This is a genomic window from Capnocytophaga sp. oral taxon 412 str. F0487 (genome assembly GCF_000271925.1).
Classification (GTDB): Bacteria; Bacteroidota; Bacteroidia; order Flavobacteriales; family Flavobacteriaceae; genus Capnocytophaga; species Capnocytophaga ochracea.
The window spans coordinates 37,946-61,317 of the sequence record NZ_AJZR01000054.1; the positions used below are offsets into that span (position 1 = coordinate 37,946).

Consider the following 23,372-nt stretch of genomic DNA (forward strand, 5'->3'; position numbering starts at 1 on the left):
TAATGGAAGATTAGGAGTTATAAATTAACTCCTATTTTTCTATTTACCCAGTTGATATTACAAACCTTCTTTTTTATAATTTTTTCCTTTTATTGATTTATGAAGAAACAAATACCTTTCTATTTATTAGCCATTCTTGTAAGTACTTTCACACAAACTATTTGTGGACAAAGTGAAAAAGAAGCTTTACAGAAAGCAGCTAACTATTACAAGAACTTGGATTATGTACAGGCTATTAATGCCTATGAAAGTATTGCCCGTAAAGGAGTAGAACCCCAAGAGCTATTAGAAAATTTGGCTAATGCTTACTACTATAATGCCGATTACAAACAAGCGAATAAGTGGTATGCAAAACTCTTTGCAAATACTGATGTTAAGACAGGAAAACCTTATAATATTAATCCTGAATATTACTATCGTTATGCGCAAACTTTAAAATCAGTGGAAGATTATGAAGCTTCTGACAAAATGATGGATAAGTTTGTGGCTCTTAAAGGGAATAGTGATTCGCGTGCAGTACTCTTTCAAAAGAACAGAGATTATCAGGCAGAAATTAAGCGGAATTCTGATAGAATGGTATTACACCCCTTGCAGATTAATACTAATAAATCAGAGTATGGGACAGCTTTTTATGGTAATAATATAGTATATGCTACTAGCAAAGGTGGTATCTTAAAGAAGCGTGCAGATTGGACAGGAGATAATTTTTATAGTTTGTATGAGGCAACTACCGATAGCTTGCAAGTTTTTAAGAAAGGAAAGCTCAATGGTATCAATACTAAGTTTAACGAATCGACAGCTGCGTTTAGCAAAGATGGAAATACGGTTTATTTTACTCGTAATAACTTTATCCATAATGAAGTAAAGACTAATGGGGACGAAACAGTATTGTTGAAGATATTTAAAGCTACCAAAAATAAGAGCGGTAAGTGGGAAGATGTAAAAGAAATGCCTTTTAATAGTAATATTCATAGTGTAGCTCACCCTGCTTTAAGTCCTGATGGTAAATATATTTATTTTGCATCGGATATGAAAGGTACTATTGGAGCATCGGATATTTATCGTGCTAAAATACTGAAAAACGGTTATGGGAAGCCAGAGAATTTAGGAGCACTTATCAATACACAAGGTAGAGAGTCTTTCCCATTTGTTTCAGATGATAACATATTGTATTATTCATCAGATGGTTTTCCAGGTTTAGGTGGATTAGATATTTATGCCGTAAAATTAGATGAGGAAGACAATCCTATTTCTAAACCTGTGAATGTAGGTCGCCCAGCCAATAGTGCTGAAGATGATTTCTGTTATGTAATTAACACTCATACTAAAATAGGTTATCTTACTTCAAACAGACCAGGAGGTAAAGGAAGTGATGATATTTATAGTTTTTATGAAGAAGCCCCAGTACAGTTCTCGTGCAAACAAGCCATTAATGGGGTTGTTAAAAATGCAAAAAGTTTAGAAGTAATAGCAGATGCTAAAATTACTTTATTAGATAAGTCATTGAAGTTAATAGAAGAACAAATCTCGAATAAGGAGGGGTCTTTTAGTTTTCTTTATACTTCCAATTGCAAAGATGAACAGCTAATAATTAAAACAATAAGGGAAGGTTTTTCTTCTGACGAACAAAATATTACTTTAACAGGATTAAAAGACGCGTATGCTGAAGTATTGTTATCTCCTATTGTTGAGAAGAAACCTATAAAAATAGGAGATGATTTATCAAAGGAATTAAAAATAGATAATATATACTTCGACTATGATAAAGCTAATATTCGTCCTGATGCAGCTGAACAGTTGGCTAAAATAGTAAAAGTAATGGAAGAATACCCTACTATGAAAATAGATGTGCGCTTGCATACTGATAGTAGAGGTTCTGATAGCTATAACTTAGCTTTGTCACAAAGACGTGCAAAATCAACTATTAAGTGGCTTATAGCTCACGGTATTCACAAAGATAGGATTACGGGTAAGGGATATGGAGAAACGCAATTAGTAAATGGTTGCTCAAATGGAGTACCCTGTACTGAAGAACAGCATCAAGCAAACCGTCGTAGTGAATTTATTATTATATCAATGTAAGAAAAGAATATTTCTATAAAATAGGAGGGAGGTTATCATTTTGATACCTCCCTTTTTTATTCTTTATAATGTTGCTTCAAAGATTTCTTTAAAATGAGTTAGGATACGTTGTTTTACTTCTTGAGTATCCACCTTATCTTTTGCTAATTCTACATTTAGGGACGTTACTGCTTTACCGCGAATACCACAAGGGATGATATTATCAAAATAGCCTAAATCAGTATTTACATTTAGGGCAAAACCGTGCATTGTTACCCAACGAGAACAACGGACTCCCATTGCGCAAATTTTACGAGCAAAAGGCGTTCCTACATCAAGCCAAACCCCTGTCTCACCTTCACTGCGTTCGCCTTTGAGACCATAATCGGAAAGAGTACGGATAATCACTTCTTCTAAAGAACGCAAATATTTGTGAATATCGGTGAAAAAGTTTTCTAAATCTAAGATAGGATAACCCACAATTTGTCCAGGTCCGTGATAGGTGATATCTCCACCACGATTGATTTTGTAAAAAGTAGCTCCTTTATTTTTTAGTCCTTCTTCATCGATGAGCAGATTCTCTATATGACCGCTTTTGCCAAGTGTATATACGTGAGGATGTTCTACAAAAAGGAAATAATTAGTAGTAGGCAAGGTTGTGCCATTAGCTTTGTTATTTGTTTTTTGCGCGACTATTTCTTCAAACAGCGACTCTTGGTAGTCCCACGTTTCTTTGTAGTCTTTATTACCTAAATCCTTAACGATTACTTGTTTGTTCATAAATAGTTTGAATATTACCCTGACGGATATCTCCAGTATTGTACCCTTTGGTAAACCAATATTTGCGTTGTTCAGAAGTACCGTGAGTGAAAGAATCAGGTACTACGTGTCCTTGCATACGTTTTTGTATAGCGTCATCACCTACAGCGTTAGCCGCACTAAGAGCTTCGTCAATATCATCGGCATCTAAATATTTTTGGTTGTGATGTGCCCATACTCCCGCATAGAAATCGGCTTGTAATTCTTGTGCTACCGACCATTTATTGGCAGCTGCTTTGGAGAGCCCTTGTTGTTTTTGGCGTACTTGTTGCGAAGTACCTAAAAGTGTTTGGATATGATGCCCTACCTCGTGTGCCATTACGTAGGCAATAGCGAAGTCCCCACCTTTAGCTCCGAAGCGTGTTTTGAGTTCTTCAAAGAAATCCATATCCATATAGAGTTTTTGGTCAGCAGGACAATAGAATGGACCTACTGCAGAAGAGGCAGTTCCACAGCCTGTATTTACATTAGCAGTAAAGAGTACCAAGGTAGGTTTCTTATAGGTTCCTAAGCCATTTTGAGCAAATATTTTATCCCATACATCTTCGGTATCGGCGAGTACTGTAGCGGTAAATTCACCTATTTTCTTTTGTTCGGCAGTAAGTTCTACGCGTTCTACCGCTTGTTGAGTTTGGTTACCACCTGCTACTTGACTTACTACAGAGGCTACTTGTTGTCCTGTTTCGCCTCCAAAGAGTTGTAACAATACTACGATGATACCTACGATACCGCCGCCTGCTATAAGACCACCTTTAGCACTTATTCCGCGACGGTCGTCTACATTGCTACTTTGTCTTCTTCCTTCCCATTTCATAGTTTATCTTGTTATATTTTGGTGCAAAGATACATCTTTTCTCAATATGTACAATATCCGTTTACAATAAATGAATTCCGTTCTTATCGCATAACTGAACCATATCATCTGTCCATATGGATGCTTGTACTTCACCGATATGAGCTTTTTGCAAGAGTAGCATACAGATACGAGATTGACCGATACCTCCCCCAATAGTTAAGGGTAATTCACCGCGTAATAGCATCTGATGATATTCTAACTTCTCGCGTTCTTCTGATTTTGAAGCTTTCAGTTGAGAATGTAGAGAGGCTTCGTTTACTCGAATACCCATTGAAGAAAGTTCTAAAGCGCTGTTTAGTACAGGATTCCAAATAATAAGGTCGCCATTGAGTTCCCAATCGTCATAATCGGGGGCTCTATTGTCGTGTTTTTTTCCTGAAAGAAGTGTTTTGCCTATTTGAGTAATAAAAATAGCTCCTTTTTCTTTGGTGAAATTATGTTCGCGTTCAGAAGGTGATAAGTTAGGATACATATCTTCTAATTCTTGTGAACTTATAAATGTTACTTCACGAGGTAGAAAAACCTTACACTTGTTATATTCTTTTACTAAAAGCGCTTCTGTTTCAAGAAAGGCATTATATAGCTGTTTTACGGTTTGTTTGAGATAAGATAAAGTGCGCTGAGAGGGACTTATCACTTTTTCCCAATCCCATTGGTCTACATAAATAGAATGGGTATTATCTAATTCTTCATCTCTACGGATAGCATTCATATCAGTATAAATGCCTTCGCCTGCTGTAATACCATAACGTTTCAGGGCTAAACGTTTCCATTTAGCAAGCGAATGGATAATTTCTATCACTTCACCTTTGTAATCTTTCATTTCGAAGCTAACAGGGCGTTCTATTCCGTTGAGGTTATCATTAAGGCCTGTGGAACGCTTCACAAATAAAGGAGCCGAAATACGTGTGAGGTTTAAAGCACGCGCCAAAGCCTGCTCAAAAGAGTCTTTGATTAGTTTTATAGCTCGCTCGGTATCCATTATTCCGTAGGGAGTTGAGTAGTTCTTAGGGATAATAATAGTCATAATCAGACGATAATAAGCTGTTTGTTAATTTAGTAGCTTGCTTTGAGTTAATAGCATTAGTTCTCGTACTGCTTTGGTAGTTATAGGGTGTTCATCGGCACGAACATCATAACCATTCATTTCGCCTATATTCCACAAACCTATACCATCAGGGAAGGCTTTAGAGTCTTTAATTTTGGAGGCAATCTTCTCAAACCATTTAGCTCTCTCAGCATCATTTCCTTTGTATTCTTTTCCTGTTTCCTCAATAACCAAAGGTTTACCAATGCTATGGCAAAAGGCAACTAATTGGGGAATACTATTAATAGCGTCGTCGTCGTATACGTGTATGGTGGGGATATCAATCTCGGGCAACGACCATATTTCTTTAAAACCTAAATCGGCATCGGTACCCCAGCCGTCTTTGCCTTGATGAAGAAACCCACCTGCTGAAATAGGGCGAGTTACTCCCATTTTCCTCAACTGAAGGGCTAACCGTTTATAGAAGGCAATGAGATTAGCTTTATTACCCGCTTTCTCTATTGGATTATCACTGTATTTACTAAAAGGCTCGCCTGCTATGGCTATGAAAGCAAGGTGAGGGTCGTTTTTATAAGTATATCCCTTTATGGGGGTTCTGTTTAAAACAACTTCTAAATACGGAGTCCAATCGGTAGAAGGTGAATAAGGGTTGATACCTTCTTTTATGAGTTGATTTCGTATGTAGGATAAATCTAAAACATAAGTCATACCGCTGGCGACTATTTTGGCTACTTTCTTATCCATTTCGTCAAACTTATGCTCGGGGTCACTGGTTAAATCTTGCAAATGACCTTTATCTTTTTGTATCATATCAGTCAATCGCATACAATTAATACCCATAGCTTTAGCATTAGCAATCCATTTATCGACATTAGGAGCTCCATAAGCAGTAGCAATTCTTAATCCTACTCCTGCTTTTGGTTCTTTGTTTTCAGGATTTGATTTTTCGTCTTTACAAGCGATTAGTAAAACAAAAAATAGGAGTAAATATTTTCCTTTCATATTGTGTAAGTTTTTTTAATTTTAAAATCAAAGAAACTACACTTTGCTAAACTTGCTGTTTAACAAAGTGTAGAAGCTATGAAAATTAATGAAAAAAGTATTTTATTTTTCGATAATAATAAATTCTACGCGTTTATTGGCTTGGTGTTCTTCTTCGCTACAAGGTACTCCGTTTTCGCAACCATTTACCAATTGCGTTTCGCCATAACCTTTGGCAGTTAATCGGTTAGGAGAAATACCTTTGCTTACAAGCCATTGATAGATAGATTGTGCTTGAGTTTCGGTGAGGTTCATATTGTAACCGTCTTCTCCTCGGCTATCGGTGTGCACTTTAATTGCTATCTTTACAGTAGGATTGGCTTCCAAGAAAGCCACAATTTTGGCTAATTGCACAGAGGCGTCATATCGGATATTGGTTCTTCCGTAGTTGAAATGAATATTATCAATGGCAAAAACAGGGGCTAAATCATCGCCCTCGTTAAGGCTTATTGTGTGAGGGGCTAATGATATTGTTTTTTTGAGAGTGTTATTGTTCTCAAAAACGATAGGAACATCGGCAATATCATAATCTTTTTTTACGATTTCCACAAAGCCATTTTGGAAGTTACAGTTCAGTTTTTTGGTAGTAAAAGAGCCTTTACTATCAGTTGTATTGCTGGAAAGAGCTCCCATAGCACTATCGAATATAAAAACTTGAGCACCAGAAATCTTGGCACCTGTTTCGGCATCGGTTACAGTGCCTATAATTTCACGAGAGCAATCTGGTGTAGGGTTAGTTTGAGGAGCGTCACCTTTTTTTGTGAGTACCTCAAATAGATTAAATTGTTTTTTAGCTTCGTCTTTTTTACCTAAGGCTTGCAATACCACTGCATAGCGGTAACGGTTGATGGGTTGGGGAGAGTAGTTGCCGTCTTTCATCAGTTTTTCATACCAATGGAACGCTTTAGGATAATCTTTACTAGCATAGTAATAATCGCCTAATCGTTCTACAACTTCTTGTATTTCATATCCTCTATCTACTACTGTGTTATAAATTTCGACAGGAGAAACTCTTATTTGTGAAAAACCTAAGGAGCAACCTCCTAAGAATAGGGCAAATAATACTTTTATCTTCATATTTTTCATTTCAAATTAAGGCACAAATGTACAAAAACTTCTTAAAAGTTGTACAGTTTTCCTTTTTAATTTAACATTTTTAACAATTTCTCTCTTAGTTAGAGTTAGGTAACTTATACCTTATTTCTACCTTTACAAAATTAGTGCCAATTTTTTTGATTAGCAGATTAAGTGTAAGCTGTACGGGCAGTTGTGGTATAATGGACAGTGCGAGCTATCCAGGTGATTAAGTTAGCAAGCTGAGAGAGTTGGATTATCGAAAGATTTCGGAGAGGTTCGGAAGGAGTAAATTGGCTAAAAAGTGAAAAATGAGGGGTAAATGGGTATGCTTAGCTTATAGAGAGCTTATAGGAAGCTTATACGAATCTTGGAAGATTGGTATAGAAAGGGTATATAAGTAGTTGATAGTGAATGGTTAAAAGTGAAGGATGAAAAGAGGTTTTGGCGAAAGAAAAGTGATGAAAAACGAAATCGACCTGCTTTCTGGGAGAGATTGTAGCAACGCAAAAGTGATTGAAGAGTACTACTTTGTTATATTGAACTGATGTAAAAATACAAAAGGTCTATACGATTCATTTTCTGTATTATTTTGTTACTTATTATTCATCATTTGTAATTCATAATTATTTCCTACCTTTGCACCCTCATAACATTACAATGGACATTCAATTCAATACAAACGAAGATTACAATAAATTAGCCCTTAGTCAGCTACGCAAACGCTTGAAAAAAGTAAAAGAAGGCGGGGGCAAAAAGAACCTCGAAAAGCTTCACAGTCAAGGTAAACTATCGGCTCGTGAACGCATAGAGTATCTGTTAGACAACGATAAACCCCAAATAGAAATAGGCGCTTTTGCCGGTGAGGGAATGTACGAAGAACACGGCGGCTGCCCCTCGGCTGGTGTAGTGGTGGTGATAGGCTATGTAGCTGGTAAACAATGCGTAGTAGTAGCTAACGACGCTACTGTAAAGGCGGGAGCGTGGTTTCCTATTACTGCCAAAAAAAACCTACGCGCTCAAGAAATTGCAATGGAGAACCGATTACCTATCATCTATTTGGTGGATAGTGCAGGGGTGTACTTGCCTTTGCAGGACGAGATTTTTCCCGATAAGGAACACTTTGGTCGCATCTTTCGCAACAACGCCCTGATGAGTAGTATGGGCATCACTCAAATAGCCGTAGTAATGGGCAGTTGTGTGGCGGGTGGGGCTTACCTACCAATAATGAGCGATGAGGCACTGATAGTAGATAAAACGGGCAGTATTTTTTTGGCAGGTAGCTATTTAGTGAAGGCAGCGATAGGCGAAAACATCGACAATGAAACCTTAGGTGGGGCAACTACCCATTGTGAAATTAGCGGGGTGACCGACTACAAGGCAACCGATGATAAAGACGCTCTCGACCGTGTACGCCGTACAATGGCTAAACTCGCCGATGCCGAAAAAGCCGGCTTTAACCGCATTGAAGCTCATAAACCGCTGAAAGACCCTAACGAAATTTACGGTATCTTGCCTAAATTGCGCACAGAGCCTTATGATATGAAGGAAATTATCCTTCGATTGGTAGACAATTCAGAATTTGACGAATATAAAGAAGGGTACGGACAAACCATTCTCACCGGCTATGCACGTATTGAGGGTTGGGCAGTAGGCATTGTTGCCAACCAGCGCAAAGTGGTAAAAACTAAGAAAGGGGAAATGCAGTTTGGGGGAGTAATCTACTCTGACAGTGCCGACAAGGCGACTCGCTTTATAGCCAATTGCAACCAAAAGAAAATTCCCTTGCTCTTCTTGCAAGATGTTACCGGTTTTATGGTAGGCTCCAAATCAGAGCACGGAGGGATCATCAAAGATGGGGCTAAACTTGTGAATGCGGTTGCTAATTCGGTAGTGCCTAAATTTACGGTCGTGATAGGCAACTCGTATGGGGCTGGTAACTACGCAATGTGCGGTAAAGCTTACGACCCGCGTCTTATCGTATCGTGGCACAGTGGAAATATCTCGGTAATGGGAGGTACGCAAGCTGCTAAAGTACTCTTGCAGATAGAAACTGCCAACCTAAGAAAAAAAGGAGAGGAACTTACCCCTGAAAAAGAAGCCGTGCTTTTTGCTCATATCAAAGAGCAATACGACGAGCAAATATCACCCTACTATGCTGCCGCACGCCTTTGGACGGATGCTATTATAGACCCATTAGAAACCCGCCAATGGATAGCAATGGGTATAGAAGCTGCCAACAACGCCCCCATCGAAAGAGCGTTTAATTTGGGTGTGATACAAGTATAAAATAGATAAACAATAAAAAATCCCTTAAAGTAACATCATACTTTAAGGGATTTTTTCTATCTAATTGTTATTTGTTTAATCAAATAAAGTGCCTTGCCTTGCAGGATTCACTCTACCTAAGTGTTTATAAGCTAAATCGGTTACTTCGCGTCCGCGAGGAGTACGCACGATAAATCCTTCTTGAATGAGGAAAGGTTCATACACCTCTTCAATAGTCTCAGCACTTTCGGAAACGGCAGTCGCCAAAGTGGTAATTCCCACAGGCCCTCCTTTGAACTTATCAATAAGGGTTGAGAGAATTTTGTTGTCCATCTCGTCTAATCCGTGTGCGTCTACATTTAAGGCTTTAAGTCCGAAGCGGGTAATAGCAATATTTATTTCACCATTGCCTTTTATCTGAGCAAAGTCACGAATACGGCGCAAAAGAGCATTCGCAATACGCGGGGTACCTCTACTTCTGCTCGCTAATTCTATAGCAGCTTCCATAGAAATAGGTACTTTAAGGATAGAAGCACTGCGCTGAACGATATCTGCTAAAAGTTCGGTAGAATAATACTGCAATCGACTTTGAATGCCAAAACGTGCACGCATAGGAGCTGTAAGTAGCCCTGAACGGGTAGTCGCCCCTATAAGTGTAAATGGATTGAGATTGATTTGCACTGTGCGGGCGTTAGGACCTGATTCTATCATTATATCAATCTTGTAGTCCTCCATAGCCGAGTAGAGATACTCTTCTACTACTGGACTCAAGCGGTGTATCTCGTCGATAAAAAGCACATCACGCTCTTGCAAATTAGTGAGTAATCCTGCCAAATCACCAGGTTTATCAAGCACAGGACCTGAAGTAATTTTGATACCTACGCCCAATTCGTTAGCTAAAATATGAGCGAGGGTAGTCTTTCCAAGTCCAGGAGGTCCGTGAAAAAGGGTATGGTCGAGTGCTTCGTGACGCATATTAGCAGCTTTTACGAATACTTTTAGGTTTTCTAAAACTGCTTCTTGTCCTGCAAAATCATCAAACGACAAAGGGCGCAAGGCTCTTTCTATATCGAGTTCTTGCGCCGAATAATTTTCTTTATTTGGGTCTAAGTTTTTATTCAAGATTTTAGGATTTAGGTAATACGAGTTAGGAGATAGTATCACTTCATATTGCGAAGATTGATTACTTCTTGCTGAGTGAGACGACGCCAATGACCCCGAGGTAAATCTTTTTTAGTAAGCCCAGCAAATACTACACGGTCGAGTTTTTCTACTTGATAGCCCAAGTGTTCAAAAATACGACGTACAATGCGATTGCGACCACTGTGAATTTTGATGCCTATTTCATTCTTAGGTTTGTCGTTCACATAGCTGATTTCATCTACTTCGATTAAACCGTCCTCTAACTCCAAGCCATCTTGTACCTTCATAAAGTCTTTGTAGTCGAGTTTGCGGTCGAGAATTACGTGGTATATTTTGCGCACACCGTGAGTGGGGTGAGTGAGTTTTTTGGTAAGTTCTCCATCATTCGTAAGCAATAACAAACCTGTAGTAGCTCTGTCTAAACGACCTACAGGCAAGATGCGTACATTAGTAGCATTTGCGACCAAATCCATTACAGTTTTGCGTCCTTTCTCATCGTTGGTAGTGGTGATAAAACCTTTGGGTTTGTTGAGCAAGATGTATTCTTTCTTTTCAGAAGAAAGGAGTTTTCCATCAAAACGAACTTCATCGGTAGGCTTTACGCGATAGCCGAGCGTGGTCATTACTTCACCATTCACCGTTACATTACCTGCGGAAATGTACATATCGGCATTACGACGTGAGCAGATACCTGCATCGGCGATGAATTTGTTCAAGCGCACTTCAGCTGGAGTGGTAGTAGGATAGTCTATAGGAGCATTGTTTTGAGGTTTGTAGGTATTGTTATAAGGTTTTTTATTGAAAGGTTTTTTATAATTATCGTTTCGGTTATAACCTTCATTACGGTTGTAGTTGTTAGACTTGTTATATCCCTCGTTCTTTTTGAAGTTAGGATTGTAAGATTTTCTGTTTTCGTTACTATTGTTGTAACGATTGCCACCGTTATTTTCATAACGATTACCGTTATTATTTTCATAACGGTTGCCACTGTTATTGCTGTAACTGCGTCCTTCGTTCTGTCCGTAAGTTTTCTTTTTGAATGAACTATTGCCGTTGTTGTTGCGATTGTTACCGCTGTTATAAGAAGAATTGTAAGGCTTTTTCTCTGAATTCCCATTAGAGGAATAGCTATTCTTCTTGTAATTATTAAATTTTTTGTTTTCCATATAAATTAAATCTCTCTATTATGTATGCCGACGCATTACATTATGCTAAGGCTTCTGAACCTCCTACAATTTCTATAATCTCACCAGTAATAGTAGCCTGACGGGCTTTGTTGTAGGTGAGTATGAGTTCGTTCTTAAGGTCTTGGGCATTGTCGGTAGCCTTGTGCATAGCTGTCATACGAGCACCGTGCTCAGCAGCTACTGAGTCGCGTAAGGCTTTGAAAATTTCTGTTTTTAGCGAACGCGGAATGAGTTCTTCTACGATCTCTTGCTTAGAAGGCTCATAAATATAATTTGTGTTTAGTTCTTTGCCTTTTGCTTTAGTCGCTATAGGCTGAATAGGCAAAAAAGTTTCTTCTGTAAGGATTTGAGTAGCTGCATTCTTAAAGCTGTTGTACACCAATACTATCTGGTCATATTTACCCGAAGTGTACAATTCCATTAGTTCTTCAGCCAAAGCAGCAGCTGTAGCAAAGGTGAGCTTATCGAAAATCTCGCTGTTATGAGCTATAATATTGTCGTATTTTTTCAGCACATCATTGCCTTTTTTACCTATGGTGTAGAGTCGCACCTGCTTGTCTTTATAGGTAGTTTGTTCTAACTCTAACGCTTTTTTAATCACGCTGGCATTGAACGCCCCGCAGAGTCCTCTATTGGAGGTGATAGGTACCAAAAGTACTTTTCTTACTTTTCCTTTGCGCGGATTATAAACATTCTCATCACCCAAGGCAGCGCTAAGGTGTTCTAACAACTGCTTGAGTTTATAAGCATAAGGCTTCATCGCTACAATAGCATCTTGAGCCTTTTTCAGTTTGGCTGCCGATACCATTTTCATCGCTGCTGTAATTTGCATCGTTGAACTTACCGATGAAATTCTGCTTCGTATTTCTTTTAAATTTGCCATTTTATGAATTAACAGTTAGCAATTTTATCATTGCTGTTAAAAAGAATACCTTTGATAAACATCTATTCCTTCTATCTTCCTTAATGAAGGTGATTTGCTATGGAATAGCTGAGAGGTTAGAATAATAAGGTTTTCCAAATCAAAACCCTGAATAGTACGTCCTAAAAGGAAAGATATGGTATATTCTTGCCAATTCTTACCTTGTTCTTTTGCTATTTCTGATACTTTTTGCAATATATCCCACATTTCAGTTTCTGTGATATATTGGCACCAATAACACCATTTAGCCAAAGAAGCTGCTCTACACAAATCCCACGCATAAGCCGATTTTACTGCTTCTACTTGTGCTAATTCTATCTCCAACCCTTTGGCTATTTGTTTCTGTATTTTGCTAAGCTCAGGTGAGGTTTGCGTTAGCAGATGTCGGAACTGTAACGAACGTTTCTCTGCCAATAAGTTACTTATAGTTTCTTTAGCAGATGCTGTATCTGTTATTTCCCATTGTCGACGTAATCCTTTCTGATATGTTTCTAATATTTCAGTAGGTATCAGGTTTAGTAGATTTTCACCACGGTAATACGTTAGTATCGCCCCAAAAGTAAGCAATCGTATCTGTTCCTCTGTTAAAGGGTTTTGATTGATGTGCCCTATTTGTTTTTGCAAATGTTTTTTTGTATAAACTTTGTTTACATAAATCTTTAGCGCAAATAAAAAGACGGCTCCAATAATTACCCATATAATAACACTCATAAGAATAAATGTTTAAAAAGATGTATTTACTATTTCGCGTATTTTTCACTCAAATCTTTTGCTACTTTTTCGAGAGTAGCTGTAATCTCATCAGTGAGTTTGCCAGCTTTTAGCTCGTCTAAAATGTCACGATGGGATACATTGAGGAACTCTAAATATTCTCTCTCAAATTCTTTTATCTTGTCCACAGGCACTTGTCTCAATAAGTTTTTAGAACCTGCATAGATAATCGCAATTTGGTTTTCTACGGGGTAAGGGTCGTTTTGTGGTTGTTTTAAGATTTCCACATTGCGTTTCCCTTTTTCGATAACTCCCATAGTAGCTGCATCGAGGTCAGAGCCGAATTTAGCAAAAGCTTCGAGTTCTCGGTATTGTGCTTGGTCTAATTTGAGGGTACCCGCTACTTTCTTCATCGATTTAATCTGTGCTGAACCTCCTACACGCGATACCGAAATACCCACGTTGATAGCTGGACGTACCCCTGAGTTGAACAAATCAGACTCCAAGAATATCTGTCCGTCAGTAATAGAAATCACGTTAGTAGGGATATAGGCTGATACGTCACCCGCTTGAGTTTCGATGATTGGCAAGGCAGTGAGAGAACCTCCCCCTTTTACGAGTGGTGCAATGCTTTCGGGTAGGTCGTTCATCTGGCGTGCGATAGTATCATCATTAATTACTTTGGCAGCGCGCTCTAATAAGCGAGAGTGCAAGTAGAACACGTCACCAGGGTAAGCTTCACGTCCAGGTGGGCGGCGTAATAGAAGTGATACCTCACGGTAAGCTACCGCTTGTTTAGAAAGGTCGTCGTAGATAATAAGAGCTGGGCGACCTGTATCACGGAAGTATTCCCCAATAGCAGCTCCTGCGAAAGGTGCATATACCTGCATAGGAGCAGGATCGGAAGCATTAGCTGCTACAATGGTAGTATAAGCCAAAGCACCTGCATCTTCTAAGGTTTTAGTGATACCTGCTACGGTAGAAGCTTTCTGACCAATAGCCACATAGATACAATATACTGGTTTGCCCGCATCGTAGAATTCTTTTTGGTTGAGGATAGTGTCGATACACACGGTAGTTTTACCCGTTTGGCGGTCACCAATCACTAACTCACGTTGTCCGCGACCGATAGGAATCATTGCGTCGATAGCCTTGATACCTGTTTGTAGAGGTTCGTTTACAGGCTGACGGAAGATTACCCCAGGGGCTTTGCGTTCCAAAGGCATTTCGTATAGTTTGCCGGTAATAGGTCCTTTTCCATCAATAGGTTGTCCTAAGGTATTTACCACACGCCCTACGATGCCTTCACCTACATTGATAGAGGCAATAAGCCCTGTACGTTTTATGGTATCCCCTTCTTTAATATCGGTTGACGGTCCTAAGAGGGTAATCCCTACGTTGTCTTCTTCGAGGTTGAGGACAATCCCTTGTAGTCCGTTGTCAAATTTCACTAATTCACCATATTGCGCATTTGATAGTCCGAAGATACGCGCAATACCGTCTCCCACTTGTAATACCGTTCCTACTTCTTCTAAAGAAGCATTGGCGTCGAAGTGAGCTAATTGTTCTTTTAAAATTGCTGAAATTTCAGCGGCTTTTATTTCTGCCATTTTTTCAGTTTTTATTTCTTAGTTGTTAGTTTTTAGTTGTCAGTCTTATTTATATCAATCTTTAAACAATTCTTTCTCCTTACCATTCATCTCTTACTTACAGAAACAGTTTCTCTTGAAACTCTTGTTGTAATCTGCTAAGTTTATGCGCTACACTGGCGTTGTATTGCACATCATCTACACGAAGAATAAAACCCCCAATAATATTTTTATCTACCTTGTTCTCAAGGGTGACATTTTTATTTTTAGTAAGCATCATTACCTTTTCGAGTATCTCTTTGCGGGTAGCTTCATTAAGCGGAGTTGCCGTAGTTACTACTGCTGTTTTGTTATGCTTATAATCGTTGTACAATACAACAAACTTCTCGGCTACTGCTCCGAGTATTGGCAAGCGTCGGTTCTGAATAAGCAAGTCGAACAAACGTTGCGTTTCAGGAGTAACCATTGTAAATATTTTAGTAAGGACATTCTTCTTTACCGTTGTTTTCACAATAGGCGAAATGAGCATACGCTCCAAGTCCTTATTCATTTTTATTGTTTTATCTATCAAGGTCATATCAGCGAAAACCCCTTCTAATGCATTTTGTAGAAGAGCGTATTCCAAGAGTGCCTTGGCATATCTATTTGCTACTCTCAATCCGTACATAACCTATTTAGTTTAACGTAACACCTTTTAGATAATCGTTGATGAGGGCAGTTTGTTTCTTCTCGTCTGAGAGTTCGCTCATCATCACTTTCTGAGCCATTTCAACAGAAAGAGCTGCTACTTGGTCTTTCAGCTGTGCTAAGGCTACTTTCTTCTCACTGTCAATCGCTTGTTGCGCTTGCTTGATAAGTTTTTCACCTTCGCGTTGTGCTTCTTCTTTGGCTTCTGTTACGATTTTATCTTTAACATCTCTTGCCTCTTTCAAGATTATATCTCTCTCGGCACGTGCTTCAGCTAAAAGACGCTCATTATCGGCTTTGAGATTTGCCATTTGTTTTTGAGCTTCTTCAGCAGCTTCCAAAGCCTTATTGATAGAGTCTTCGCGTTGCTTTACCGCATTCATTATGGGCTTCCAAGCATATTTTGCTAAGAGGAAAAGCAATATCAGAAATATGAGAGTATTCCAGAATAATAAACTTTCGGGGTGTGCTAAATTCATTTCTTTAGTTGTTATTTAGTCTTTAATAATATGATTATTTTATTCTCTTTTGTGTCCCTTTATGTAGGGATAAAAGGCAATTCACCATTAGTGGCATACGCCCTAATTTTATAAAACCGTTGTGCAACCAACCGTTGCACAACGGTTTTGTCGTCCTATTTTGCGATGAGTGCTACTACCACAGCAAAAAGGGCTACCCCTTCGATAAGTGCTGCAGCAATAATCATCACAGTTTGAATTTTTGAAGACACTTCGGGTTGGCGTGCTACTCCTTCAACAGCAGAAGCACCAATTTTACCAATACCGATTCCGGCTCCAATGGCTGCTAATCCAGCCCCAATTCCTGCTAAAACCATATATATAAAATTAATTAGTTACTTGTTAATTATCAATTGATTAGTGTTCTTCTTCCACTGCTTGTCCTATAAACAAAGCTGATAACAGTGTAAACACATAGGCTTGCAAAACAGCTACCAATAGCTCCAAGATAGAGATAAACAAGGTAAAAACTATCGACACAGGCGATATATACACCGTTCCAAAGATGAAAATGAGTGAAATCAAGCTCAGTACAATGATGTGCCCTGCCGTCATATTGGCAAATAAACGTATCATCAAGGCAAAAGGCTTAGTAAAAACACTCAACATTTCAATAGGTATCATAATTGGTAATATCCAGGTAGGAACTCCTGGGGGAGCAAAAATATGCTTCCAATAGTGTTTGTTACTGCTAAATAAAGTGAGAATAAGGGTAAAGATAGCCAACATACCTGTGAAAAGAATATTGTTAGTTACCGTACCAGCAAAGGGGAAAAACGGAATTAATCCGAAGAGGTTTCCTATCCAAATCAAGAAAAACACAGTAAGCAAATAAGGCATATACCTATTGTAGTACTTTTCGCCTATGTTAGGAATCGCTATCTCATCGCGCACAAAAAGCACTATAGGTTCTAAAACTCCTGTTAAGCCTTTAGGGGCTTTGGGGTTCTTCTTGTAAGAACGTGCCATATAGGTGAAGATGAGCACCATCAATACCGATACTAAAAGCAATGAAAACACGTTCTTAGTAATAGAAAAGTTCAACGGACGTGTATTGGTTACTTCTCCTTTCTCGTTGAAAGAGAGAGGTGTATCAGCATTTGCGTAGTAAATATCTTCTTTGTAGCGCACAAATCGCTGTCCGTCTTTATCTACTACTACCGTACCTTTGTTATCGTGATGGAAGGCACTCGATAGGAAAGTCACTAATCCTTTATCGGTATAAAGAATGATAGGCAAGGGTAACGAATAAGTGTGCCCTTTATAATCAAACAAGTGAAAATCGTGTGAATCGTTGATGTGTTCATCAATCAAATCGTTGATTTGAAAAGGTTCTCCTTCCTCATTTTCAGTTGCAAAACCTTGTAGAGGAATGAGTGAGGTTACAAATAAAGCGATATATAGAATGTAATTCTTTACTTTCATTACTTGTTTTGTTTTTATTCGTGCAAATGTAGGAGTTTTTATTTAAGTGGCGAAATTATTTAACACATTTTTTCACTTAATGTAATATAACCTACTGAAATACAGAAGTTATATTTTAGCAGTTGAAATTTAGGTTTCGCTCTAATTATTAACTTCTAATTCTTATAAAATGCTATACACAGGGTGTCCTTTGAGTTTCTCTCTGCCGTTCAAAAAATGGAGTTCCATCAAGAAATCTAGTTGTACAATATCGCCACCGAGGCGTTCTACAAGTTTTACTACCGCTTCAGCAGTACCACCGGTAGCGAGGATATCGTCGTGAATGAGGACTTTTTCACCTTTCATAATAGCGTCTGTGTGAATTTCCAATACGTCTTGTCCGTACTCCAAATCGTAGGTTTGTGAGAGGGTTTTGTAAGGTAATTTTCCTTTTTTGCGTACCGGTACAAAGCCAGCCCCCAATCGTTGTGCAAGCAACATTCCGAAGAAGAAACCTCTACTTTCCATACCCACTACTTTGTCTATTTTCTGTCCGTGCAGGTTCTCCACGAGCAAGTCGATTACATATTGCCCTGCTTTCACATCCATTAGCAATGGTGTAATATCTTTGAAGATAATTCCCTCTTTAGGAAAATCTTTAATATCTCTGATTTTACTTTTGATATATTCTTTTTTGTCCATTTTTTTACTTGTTACCTAATTACGTGGATTAAACACTTCTGCTAGCATACACCTCGCACTGCCTCCTCCACAAGTCTCAATAGTTTCTAAATTGCTGTGGAGCATCTGGGTATATTTCTCAATCGTTTGTATCTGTTGAGGGGTAAGGGCGTTATAAGCGGCATCACTCATCACCAAATAAGTACTGTCCTTACCCTGCACTTGTAGCATATTGCCTGCGTACTGACACATCTGCTCAGGGGTGATGCTGATAATCTCTTTCTTGTCCTCTTTTAGGTGGTGCAAAAGGTTCTTGCGCTCACTCTTGTCGGTGATAGTATCTAAGCACACCACCGCAAAATCTTCACCTAAAGCCATCATCACATTGGTGTGATAGATAGGTACTTGCTTACCGTCTACCTCTTGGTAAGCCTTGAAAATTACAGGCGTATACTCAAAATCTTCACAGAACTCAATAAATAGTTCCTCATCAGCGCGGGGCGAGAGCGCACAATAAGCCTTGCGATGCACGCGGTCGAGCACCATAGCCCCCGTACCTTCCAAGAAGATGTTTTCTTGCTCAGCATCAGTATAGTCATACACATTTTCGATGAGAAAACCTTCTTCCTCTACCTTGTCCAAAATATCCTCACGACGCTCACGACGCCGATTTTCGGCAAACATAGGGTAAATTGCTACGTTGCCATTTTGGTGAAAGGTAATCCAATTATTCGGAAATACCGAATCAGGAGTGTTTTGCTCGTAAATATCGTCTACGCCAATCACTTTTACTCCTACCTCACGTAGTTTATGCACAAAGGCATCAAACTCTTGTTGCGCTTGGCGATTGATTTCCTCGTTCTTCAAATCCATTTCCTCTTGGAAATAGTTGTTCACAACGGTTTCTTCGTTCATACGGAAGCGCACAGGGCGCACCATTAGTACAGTATTGGTAATTTGTTTTTTCATCAGTAAACAATGGTTAGCACTCAAAGCGACAAAGGTACAAAATAATCAGTAATTAACAATGAAGCAAGAAAAATTATTTTTTCAAAAACGCTACAATTCCGATTTTATCAGGCTCCATTTTAATTTCACCTTGTCTCTATTTTATCTTCCTCTTATCTTCACCTTATCTTCGTTCATTGTTCGTCTTTTGTTCGTCTTTTGTTCGTCTTTCGTTCGTTGTAGAGCCACTGTAGACCCACTGTAGACCCACTGTAGACCCACTGTAGACCCACTGTAGAGCTACTGTAGAGCTACTGTAGAGCCACTGTAGAGCCACTCATTGTTCGTTTATCGTTTAAGCTCTGTATAAGTTACCCCTAATTTCACCATTAACCATTAATCTCTTTGCTAGTGTGAGTTTGTAGCTCGTACCTAAAAAATATGCACCAAAAAATTGTACAATTAAAAATTAGTTGTACATTTCTAGCGAATTTAAAAACCATTTAAACACTATTTAGAAGAAACAGAAAAAACACTTACATAAAGACATAAATTAGCGTTTCGCTTTATAATTTCCTGTTATAGAGAACGACCCTAAAAAGATAGCAGTTACTCTATTGGAACAAGATAAAGAAGGTACTATTGATGGTACAAAATCAATAAGGGGACAAAATATTACTGACAACACTGGTAGCTATATACTTTTTTCGAATTTAAAAGTTGGGTATACATACATAATAATAACTAAAAATAATAGTTGCCTAAGAAATACTAAGGAGAAAAATAAAGTAAAAATAGAACCATATCATAATGGTTTAGTATATAATGTTGAATTCTATCAGGAATCAAATATTATTGTTAATAACTTCTTAGGGAAAGAAGTTTATTATACAATTGACAAGCCTGAATACGAAGGTATTGATGCCCAAAATATGTGGTTCTCAAATAGTAGTAGACAAATAACAATTAAACCCAAAGTTTATAGCAATAATCAAATCTCTTCATTGGATAACTATTATAAACATACTTTAATGCTTTATGATTCACCAAATGATACTATTCGACTTGTGAAAACTATAAACTTTGAAGTAAGAGAAGGTTGTGAACCTACTATAATTAATTTAAAACCATAAAACCCAAATATAATGAAAAGAAAAATCATTTTAACTGTATTTTTAATGTTGAATCTCGGTTTTGCAGTAGCTCAAGCTAAAAACTCGAGGAAAAAGTATACCGCTGTAGATAACCACACCTATAAAAAAGGGGAAACATTAGCTTTCGGTGTGCCAGCAAGAGGTACTCAGTACGAAAATATCTTTATCAATGATATTATAACCACTGGTGACTATATTTCTATGTTCACGGGAGGTTCTGTTGAAAAGAAAAGTTCGGACAATGCTACTAAAGAACAACTTTCAGCTTTAGGTAATAAGGCTACTATTAAATATTTTGCCAATGGTATAGAGAATAATAAGTTGGTAGTTCTAAAATTAGATAATAAGAAAGAGATAAGGGCTTTCTTTGATAAGGCTTTACAAAACGGTGAAATTAAATCACAAGCCCAAGACTTTCAAACTACCGCTGATAAAATCTTTGCTAATGCTACAAGAGGTAAAGGTGATGGCAATGGTACTGTAAAGAGTTTTTCACCTAAGTTTGATGTAAAGATCCTTTCAGTAGTAGGAGACAAAAAGGCTCAAACCGTAACTGTAAATCTCTTGATTTCTCATAAATTAGTGCATCAAGAAGTGTGTATTAATAGAAGATGTAGTACATTTGAAGCTAAAAGCAAGTGTTTTGATTATGAAGGTAATGAATATCCTTACAAAGAATTTGGACTTGGAAATAAAAAAAGTACATATCAGGCTTATAACATAATACCTACACAAGTTCCTTTAAAAGCTTTTGTTACTTTTAGACAAATATTACCAAGTGTGCAGGGTATGAGCTTTATAAGTATTCCTGTTACATATAGAGCTGAAGATGGAGGAGATTGTACCTCTGGAGACCTTGAACTCTCAGACCTCGTAATAGATTGGAAGTAATAAATCATCTAATAGTAAAATTACAAAAAAATCCCGCAAAACTTATTGCAAGTCTTGCGGGGATTTTTTGTCTCTACACAGCATCACTACAATACAGCAATGCAAGAAATCTCTACTTCTACGGATTTAGGCAATTGTGCTACTTGTACGGTTTCGCGTGCAGGTGCTGTTGCCTCGTTGAAATAGCGCGCATATACGCTATTTACTTGTGAAAACTGTCCCATATCGGCTAAGAAAATAGTAGTTTTTACTACATTCTCAAAAGTAGCTCCTGCTTCGGTAAGGATAGCTTTGAGGTTTTCCATTACTTGTTTGGTAGCGGCTTCTATGCCTTTCACTACTTCTCCCGTTGCAGGATTTACCGGTATTTGCCCTGATACGTAGAGTGTGTTGCCAGCTTTCACGGCTTGTGTGTAAGGACCAATGGGCGCTGGCGCTTTTTCTGTAAAAATGATATGTTTCATATAGCTATTAGTTATTAGTCGTTAATTGTTTGTCGTTAGTTTTGTAAAGTTGGCTTTCAGAGTTCCTACGTTGCCTACTCTGTCTTTGGCGTTTACAATGAGTTCGTATCTATTGGTTTGGGTAGTATCAATATCGCTGAAATGAAAGGTGAGGCATCGGTTTTTAGGTTCATATTCAAAAAGAATCCACTGCCCATTTAGGGTGGCAGAACAAGATTCAAATCCCGTAAGATTATCGTTTACTAAAATCTTGAGAGTATTACCTTTCACAATGCCTCCGTTCTTAAAATTCACTGCCTTAAGAGTGGGCGGAATAGTATCCTTACGCAAATAGAACTTTCCTAAGTTACGCGATTTGGCTGTAAACACACCATCTTTATAGACTGTCGGTTCATAGCCCCCGTTCGAACGAGCTATAAATACCTTAGAAGTATCTTCATTGGCATAAGTATCACTTTTGATAGTTACAGTAAAGAACTTTTGAGCAGGAATGAACGAACTACCTACGGTTAAAGTATCCTTAGTGCTAGTAATATTCATCAAATAGTCTTTATAAAAAGTATCTTCGGGAAAGTATACACTTCCGTATTCCATTTCGTAATAATTATCACGATTAGCAACTACTTGCTTATTGCCTTTAGGTTCTGGTCGAGCTGTTTTTAAAGGCTCTCGTTTGCCTTCAATAGGAATATTGATTTTAGTGGTATTCCCTTTAAAATCTTCTGCAATAATAGATACGGTGTATTGTTTACCTTCTTCAATAGTAAGATAACCTTTATTAGGTTTTAAGGTAGGATATACTGATTCGAGTTTGTTGTTAGGCAATTTGTACAAAAGCTGTACAAACCCTTTGTGTTGTGCATATCGTTCGTAGTCTATAAGTGCATTAAGGTAACGTGTTTCGTCATAGTTTACTTTATCAAAGACAGTTTCTAACTGGGTCTCTCCGTTGAGAAGTAAACTCACCTTGTAAATACCATTGCGATGCATTGTTTCATCTTGACGGTCATAGCCCAAAATACCAAAACCTATGGTGCCAATCGCATTAACTTTCTCGGTGAGGTAAGTGCCGTCTATCTGTTTATTTTTATTGAGCTGACGTGGTAACTGAGTGTTATCTATTTGTGCGTCATCACTTAGTGAATAAGCATATACAAGCAATACATCAGGAGGAGTGGTGTCTTGTATTTCTTGAAAACCAAAAAGCAGAGGATTCCAACCGTTATTGTGAATATCGCGTACCTCAAAATGCAAGTGTGGCCCTCTACTTCCGCCCGTATTACCACTGAGAGCTATCCAATCGCCTTTTTTTACGACAAATTGTTTTTCGGGAAGAAGTATATCGATATCATAGCTTTGCTTTTCGTATTGTTTTTGCTTTACGTAAGCTTCTATTTCAGGGGCGTACTTTTGTAAATGCCCATAAGTAGTTACATAACCATTGGGGTGAGTAATAAACAACATTTTGCCATAACTGTAAGGACTTACTTTGATACGAGACACATAGCCATCTTCGGCAGCAAACACCTGCAGTCCTTCACGACCTTCGGTTTTCAGGTCGATGCCACCGTGAAAGTGGTTGGGACGCAATTCAGCAAAATTACCTGCGAGCAAAGGTTTAGTGTTGAGAGGCATTGCGACCTGGAAAGACTGAGCTTCTAAGGTAAGAGGTAAGAGGTAAGAGGTAAAAAGTAAAAGATTAGATAATAAGCAGGCGATAAGTTTTTTCATTGTTTCCGTTTAAAATATTTTGTTTTTGTAAAAACGGCGCAAAAGTAAGAATAATTTGTCAATTAGCCAATTTGTAGATTAGTAAATTAGTAAATTTTTGTTAGTGGTTAGATATTTTAGGTATGAAAAAAAAACTTTGCCAAAGCCATAGAACTTTGGCAAAGTTCGTGTGATA

22 protein-coding genes are annotated in these 23,372 nt (G+C 38.2%); 4 read left to right on the forward strand and 18 right to left on the reverse strand.

Going from position 1 to position 23,372, the window contains the following annotated elements:
- Positions 1-99: 99 nt before the first annotated feature.
- On the forward strand, positions 100-2,082 hold the full coding sequence (locus HMPREF1321_RS08990; protein ID WP_009422339.1) for an OmpA family protein: 1,983 nt from the start codon (positions 100-102) through the stop codon (positions 2,080-2,082).
- Between the two features lie 63 nt (positions 2,083-2,145).
- Here HMPREF1321_RS08990 and lipB read toward each other — a convergent pair whose 3' ends face one another.
- The 5 genes from lipB to HMPREF1321_RS09015 all read right to left on the reverse strand — a co-directional run bounded on the left by lipB (position 2,146) and on the right by HMPREF1321_RS09015 (position 6,911).
- Positions 2,146-2,841, reverse strand: a complete 696-nt coding sequence (gene lipB / locus HMPREF1321_RS08995) for a lipoyl(octanoyl) transferase LipB (RefSeq protein ID WP_009422319.1) — start codon at positions 2,839-2,841, stop codon at positions 2,146-2,148.
- A complete protein-coding gene (locus tag HMPREF1321_RS09000; protein ID WP_009420053.1) occupies positions 2,819-3,694 on the reverse strand; it encodes a neutral zinc metallopeptidase in 876 nt (291 codons plus the stop codon). The genes lipB and HMPREF1321_RS09000 overlap by 23 nt, the downstream gene beginning before the upstream one ends.
- Positions 3,695-3,755: 61 nt before the next feature.
- Complete coding sequence (gene asnA, locus HMPREF1321_RS09005) at positions 3,756-4,763, reverse strand: aspartate--ammonia ligase (protein ID WP_009422332.1); 1,008 nt, start codon at positions 4,761-4,763, stop codon at positions 3,756-3,758.
- Positions 4,764-4,787: 24 nt separating this feature from the next.
- Positions 4,788-5,786, reverse strand: coding sequence for a cellulase family glycosylhydrolase (locus HMPREF1321_RS09010; protein ID WP_009422312.1), 999 nt, complete (start codon positions 5,784-5,786; stop codon positions 4,788-4,790).
- 102 nt (positions 5,787-5,888) lie between these two features.
- Positions 5,889-6,911 (reverse strand): OmpA family protein, encoded by a 1,023-nt coding sequence (locus tag HMPREF1321_RS09015; RefSeq protein ID WP_009422283.1) that lies wholly within the window; start codon positions 6,909-6,911, stop codon positions 5,889-5,891.
- Positions 6,912-7,559: 648 nt separating this feature from the next.
- On the opposite strand from HMPREF1321_RS09015, the gene HMPREF1321_RS09020 reads away from it, so the two are divergent.
- Positions 7,560-9,188 carry an acyl-CoA carboxylase subunit beta gene (locus tag HMPREF1321_RS09020; protein WP_009422320.1) on the forward strand — a complete coding sequence of 543 codons (1,629 nt, stop codon included), beginning with the start codon at positions 7,560-7,562 and terminating at the stop codon, positions 9,186-9,188.
- A 75-nt stretch (positions 9,189-9,263) separates the two neighbouring features.
- Here HMPREF1321_RS09020 and ruvB read toward each other — a convergent pair whose 3' ends face one another.
- The 11 genes from ruvB to ctlX form a co-directional block, all read right to left on the reverse strand.
- Entirely contained in the window at positions 9,264-10,289 is a 1,026-nt protein-coding gene (ruvB, locus tag HMPREF1321_RS09025) for a Holliday junction branch migration DNA helicase RuvB (RefSeq protein ID WP_009418380.1), read from the reverse strand.
- A gap of 38 nt (positions 10,290-10,327) precedes the next feature.
- Positions 10,328-11,476, reverse strand: coding sequence for a pseudouridine synthase (locus HMPREF1321_RS11710; protein WP_009422295.1), 1,149 nt, complete (start codon positions 11,474-11,476; stop codon positions 10,328-10,330).
- A 40-nt stretch (positions 11,477-11,516) separates the two neighbouring features.
- Positions 11,517-12,380: an ATP synthase F1 subunit gamma gene (gene atpG / locus HMPREF1321_RS09035; protein WP_009422323.1), complete on the reverse strand. Its 864-nt coding sequence runs from the start codon at positions 12,378-12,380 to the stop codon at positions 11,517-11,519.
- 36 nt (positions 12,381-12,416) lie between these two features.
- Positions 12,417-13,130, reverse strand: a complete 714-nt coding sequence (locus tag HMPREF1321_RS09040; RefSeq protein ID WP_009422340.1) for a DUF1266 domain-containing protein — start codon at positions 13,128-13,130, stop codon at positions 12,417-12,419.
- Positions 13,131-13,159: 29 nt separating this feature from the next.
- Positions 13,160-14,740: a F0F1 ATP synthase subunit alpha gene (atpA, locus tag HMPREF1321_RS09045; RefSeq protein ID WP_002671460.1), complete on the reverse strand. Its 1,581-nt coding sequence runs from the start codon at positions 14,738-14,740 to the stop codon at positions 13,160-13,162.
- Positions 14,741-14,837: 97 nt separating this feature from the next.
- Positions 14,838-15,386 carry an ATP synthase F1 subunit delta gene (gene atpH, locus HMPREF1321_RS09050; RefSeq protein WP_009422342.1) on the reverse strand — a complete coding sequence of 183 codons (549 nt, stop codon included), beginning with the start codon at positions 15,384-15,386 and terminating at the stop codon, positions 14,838-14,840.
- Between the two features lie 7 nt (positions 15,387-15,393).
- Positions 15,394-15,885: a F0F1 ATP synthase subunit B gene (locus tag HMPREF1321_RS09055; protein ID WP_009418426.1), complete on the reverse strand. Its 492-nt coding sequence runs from the start codon at positions 15,883-15,885 to the stop codon at positions 15,394-15,396.
- 155 nt (positions 15,886-16,040) lie between these two features.
- Positions 16,041-16,241 (reverse strand): ATP synthase F0 subunit C, encoded by a 201-nt coding sequence (gene atpE / locus HMPREF1321_RS09060; RefSeq protein ID WP_002671466.1) that lies wholly within the window; start codon positions 16,239-16,241, stop codon positions 16,041-16,043.
- Between the two features lie 40 nt (positions 16,242-16,281).
- Entirely contained in the window at positions 16,282-17,349 is a 1,068-nt protein-coding gene (atpB, locus tag HMPREF1321_RS09065) for a F0F1 ATP synthase subunit A (protein ID WP_009422330.1), read from the reverse strand.
- A gap of 162 nt (positions 17,350-17,511) precedes the next feature.
- A complete protein-coding gene (locus HMPREF1321_RS09070) occupies positions 17,512-18,030 on the reverse strand; it encodes an adenine phosphoribosyltransferase (RefSeq protein ID WP_009422286.1) in 519 nt (172 codons plus the stop codon).
- A 15-nt stretch (positions 18,031-18,045) separates the two neighbouring features.
- Positions 18,046-18,978 (reverse strand): citrulline utilization hydrolase CtlX, encoded by a 933-nt coding sequence (gene ctlX, locus HMPREF1321_RS09075; RefSeq protein WP_009422288.1) that lies wholly within the window; start codon positions 18,976-18,978, stop codon positions 18,046-18,048.
- Between the two features lie 596 nt (positions 18,979-19,574).
- Here ctlX and HMPREF1321_RS09080 point away from each other — a divergent pair.
- On the forward strand, positions 19,575-20,090 hold the full coding sequence (locus HMPREF1321_RS09080) for a hypothetical protein (protein WP_009422313.1): 516 nt from the start codon (positions 19,575-19,577) through the stop codon (positions 20,088-20,090).
- A gap of 12 nt (positions 20,091-20,102) precedes the next feature.
- Positions 20,103-21,002, forward strand: coding sequence for a hypothetical protein (locus HMPREF1321_RS09085; protein ID WP_009422300.1), 900 nt, complete (start codon positions 20,103-20,105; stop codon positions 21,000-21,002).
- An 86-nt stretch (positions 21,003-21,088) separates the two neighbouring features.
- On the opposite strand, the gene HMPREF1321_RS09090 is transcribed toward HMPREF1321_RS09085, so the two are convergent.
- Positions 21,089-21,466, reverse strand: a complete 378-nt coding sequence (locus HMPREF1321_RS09090; protein ID WP_009422311.1) for a RidA family protein — start codon at positions 21,464-21,466, stop codon at positions 21,089-21,091.
- Between the two features lie 21 nt (positions 21,467-21,487).
- Positions 21,488-23,197 carry a M23 family metallopeptidase gene (locus HMPREF1321_RS09095; RefSeq protein ID WP_009422317.1) on the reverse strand — a complete coding sequence of 570 codons (1,710 nt, stop codon included), beginning with the start codon at positions 23,195-23,197 and terminating at the stop codon, positions 21,488-21,490.
- Between the last annotated feature and the right edge of the window lie 175 nt (positions 23,198-23,372).

What these genes read in the sequence shown, in the direction of transcription:
- HMPREF1321_RS08990 (WP_009422339.1), top strand. Translation starts at nt 100, where the DNA reads ATGAAGAAACAAATACCTTTCTATTTATTAGCCATTCTTGTAAGTACT.
- lipB (WP_009422319.1), bottom strand. Translation starts at nt 2,841, where the DNA reads ATGAACAAACAAGTAATCGTTAAGGATTTAGGTAATAAAGACTACAAA.
- HMPREF1321_RS09000 (WP_009420053.1), bottom strand. Translation starts at nt 3,694, where the DNA reads ATGAAATGGGAAGGAAGAAGACAAAGTAGCAATGTAGACGACCGTCGC.
- asnA (WP_009422332.1), bottom strand. Translation starts at nt 4,763, where the DNA reads ATGACTATTATTATCCCTAAGAACTACTCAACTCCCTACGGAATAATG.
- HMPREF1321_RS09010 (WP_009422312.1), bottom strand. Translation starts at nt 5,786, where the DNA reads ATGAAAGGAAAATATTTACTCCTATTTTTTGTTTTACTAATCGCTTGT.
- HMPREF1321_RS09015 (WP_009422283.1), bottom strand. Translation starts at nt 6,911, where the DNA reads ATGAAAAATATGAAGATAAAAGTATTATTTGCCCTATTCTTAGGAGGT.
- HMPREF1321_RS09020 (WP_009422320.1), top strand. Translation starts at nt 7,560, where the DNA reads ATGGACATTCAATTCAATACAAACGAAGATTACAATAAATTAGCCCTT.
- HMPREF1321_RS11710 (WP_009422295.1), bottom strand. Translation starts at nt 11,476, where the DNA reads ATGGAAAACAAAAAATTTAATAATTACAAGAAGAATAGCTATTCCTCT.
- atpG (WP_009422323.1), bottom strand. Translation starts at nt 12,380, where the DNA reads ATGGCAAATTTAAAAGAAATACGAAGCAGAATTTCATCGGTAAGTTCA.
- HMPREF1321_RS09040 (WP_009422340.1), bottom strand. Translation starts at nt 13,130, where the DNA reads ATGAGTGTTATTATATGGGTAATTATTGGAGCCGTCTTTTTATTTGCG.
- atpA (WP_002671460.1), bottom strand. Translation starts at nt 14,740, where the DNA reads ATGGCAGAAATAAAAGCCGCTGAAATTTCAGCAATTTTAAAAGAACAA.
- atpH (WP_009422342.1), bottom strand. Translation starts at nt 15,386, where the DNA reads ATGTACGGATTGAGAGTAGCAAATAGATATGCCAAGGCACTCTTGGAA.
- HMPREF1321_RS09055 (WP_009418426.1), bottom strand. Translation starts at nt 15,885, where the DNA reads ATGAATTTAGCACACCCCGAAAGTTTATTATTCTGGAATACTCTCATA.
- atpE (WP_002671466.1), bottom strand. Translation starts at nt 16,241, where the DNA reads ATGGTTTTAGCAGGAATTGGGGCTGGATTAGCAGCCATTGGAGCCGGA.
- atpB (WP_009422330.1), bottom strand. Translation starts at nt 17,349, where the DNA reads ATGAAAGTAAAGAATTACATTCTATATATCGCTTTATTTGTAACCTCA.
- HMPREF1321_RS09070 (WP_009422286.1), bottom strand. Translation starts at nt 18,030, where the DNA reads ATGGACAAAAAAGAATATATCAAAAGTAAAATCAGAGATATTAAAGAT.
- ctlX (WP_009422288.1), bottom strand. Translation starts at nt 18,978, where the DNA reads ATGAAAAAACAAATTACCAATACTGTACTAATGGTGCGCCCTGTGCGC.
- HMPREF1321_RS09085 (WP_009422300.1), top strand. Translation starts at nt 20,103, where the DNA reads ATGAAAAGAAAAATCATTTTAACTGTATTTTTAATGTTGAATCTCGGT.
- HMPREF1321_RS09090 (WP_009422311.1), bottom strand. Translation starts at nt 21,466, where the DNA reads ATGAAACATATCATTTTTACAGAAAAAGCGCCAGCGCCCATTGGTCCT.
- HMPREF1321_RS09095 (WP_009422317.1), bottom strand. Translation starts at nt 23,197, where the DNA reads ATGAAAAAACTTATCGCCTGCTTATTATCTAATCTTTTACTTTTTACC.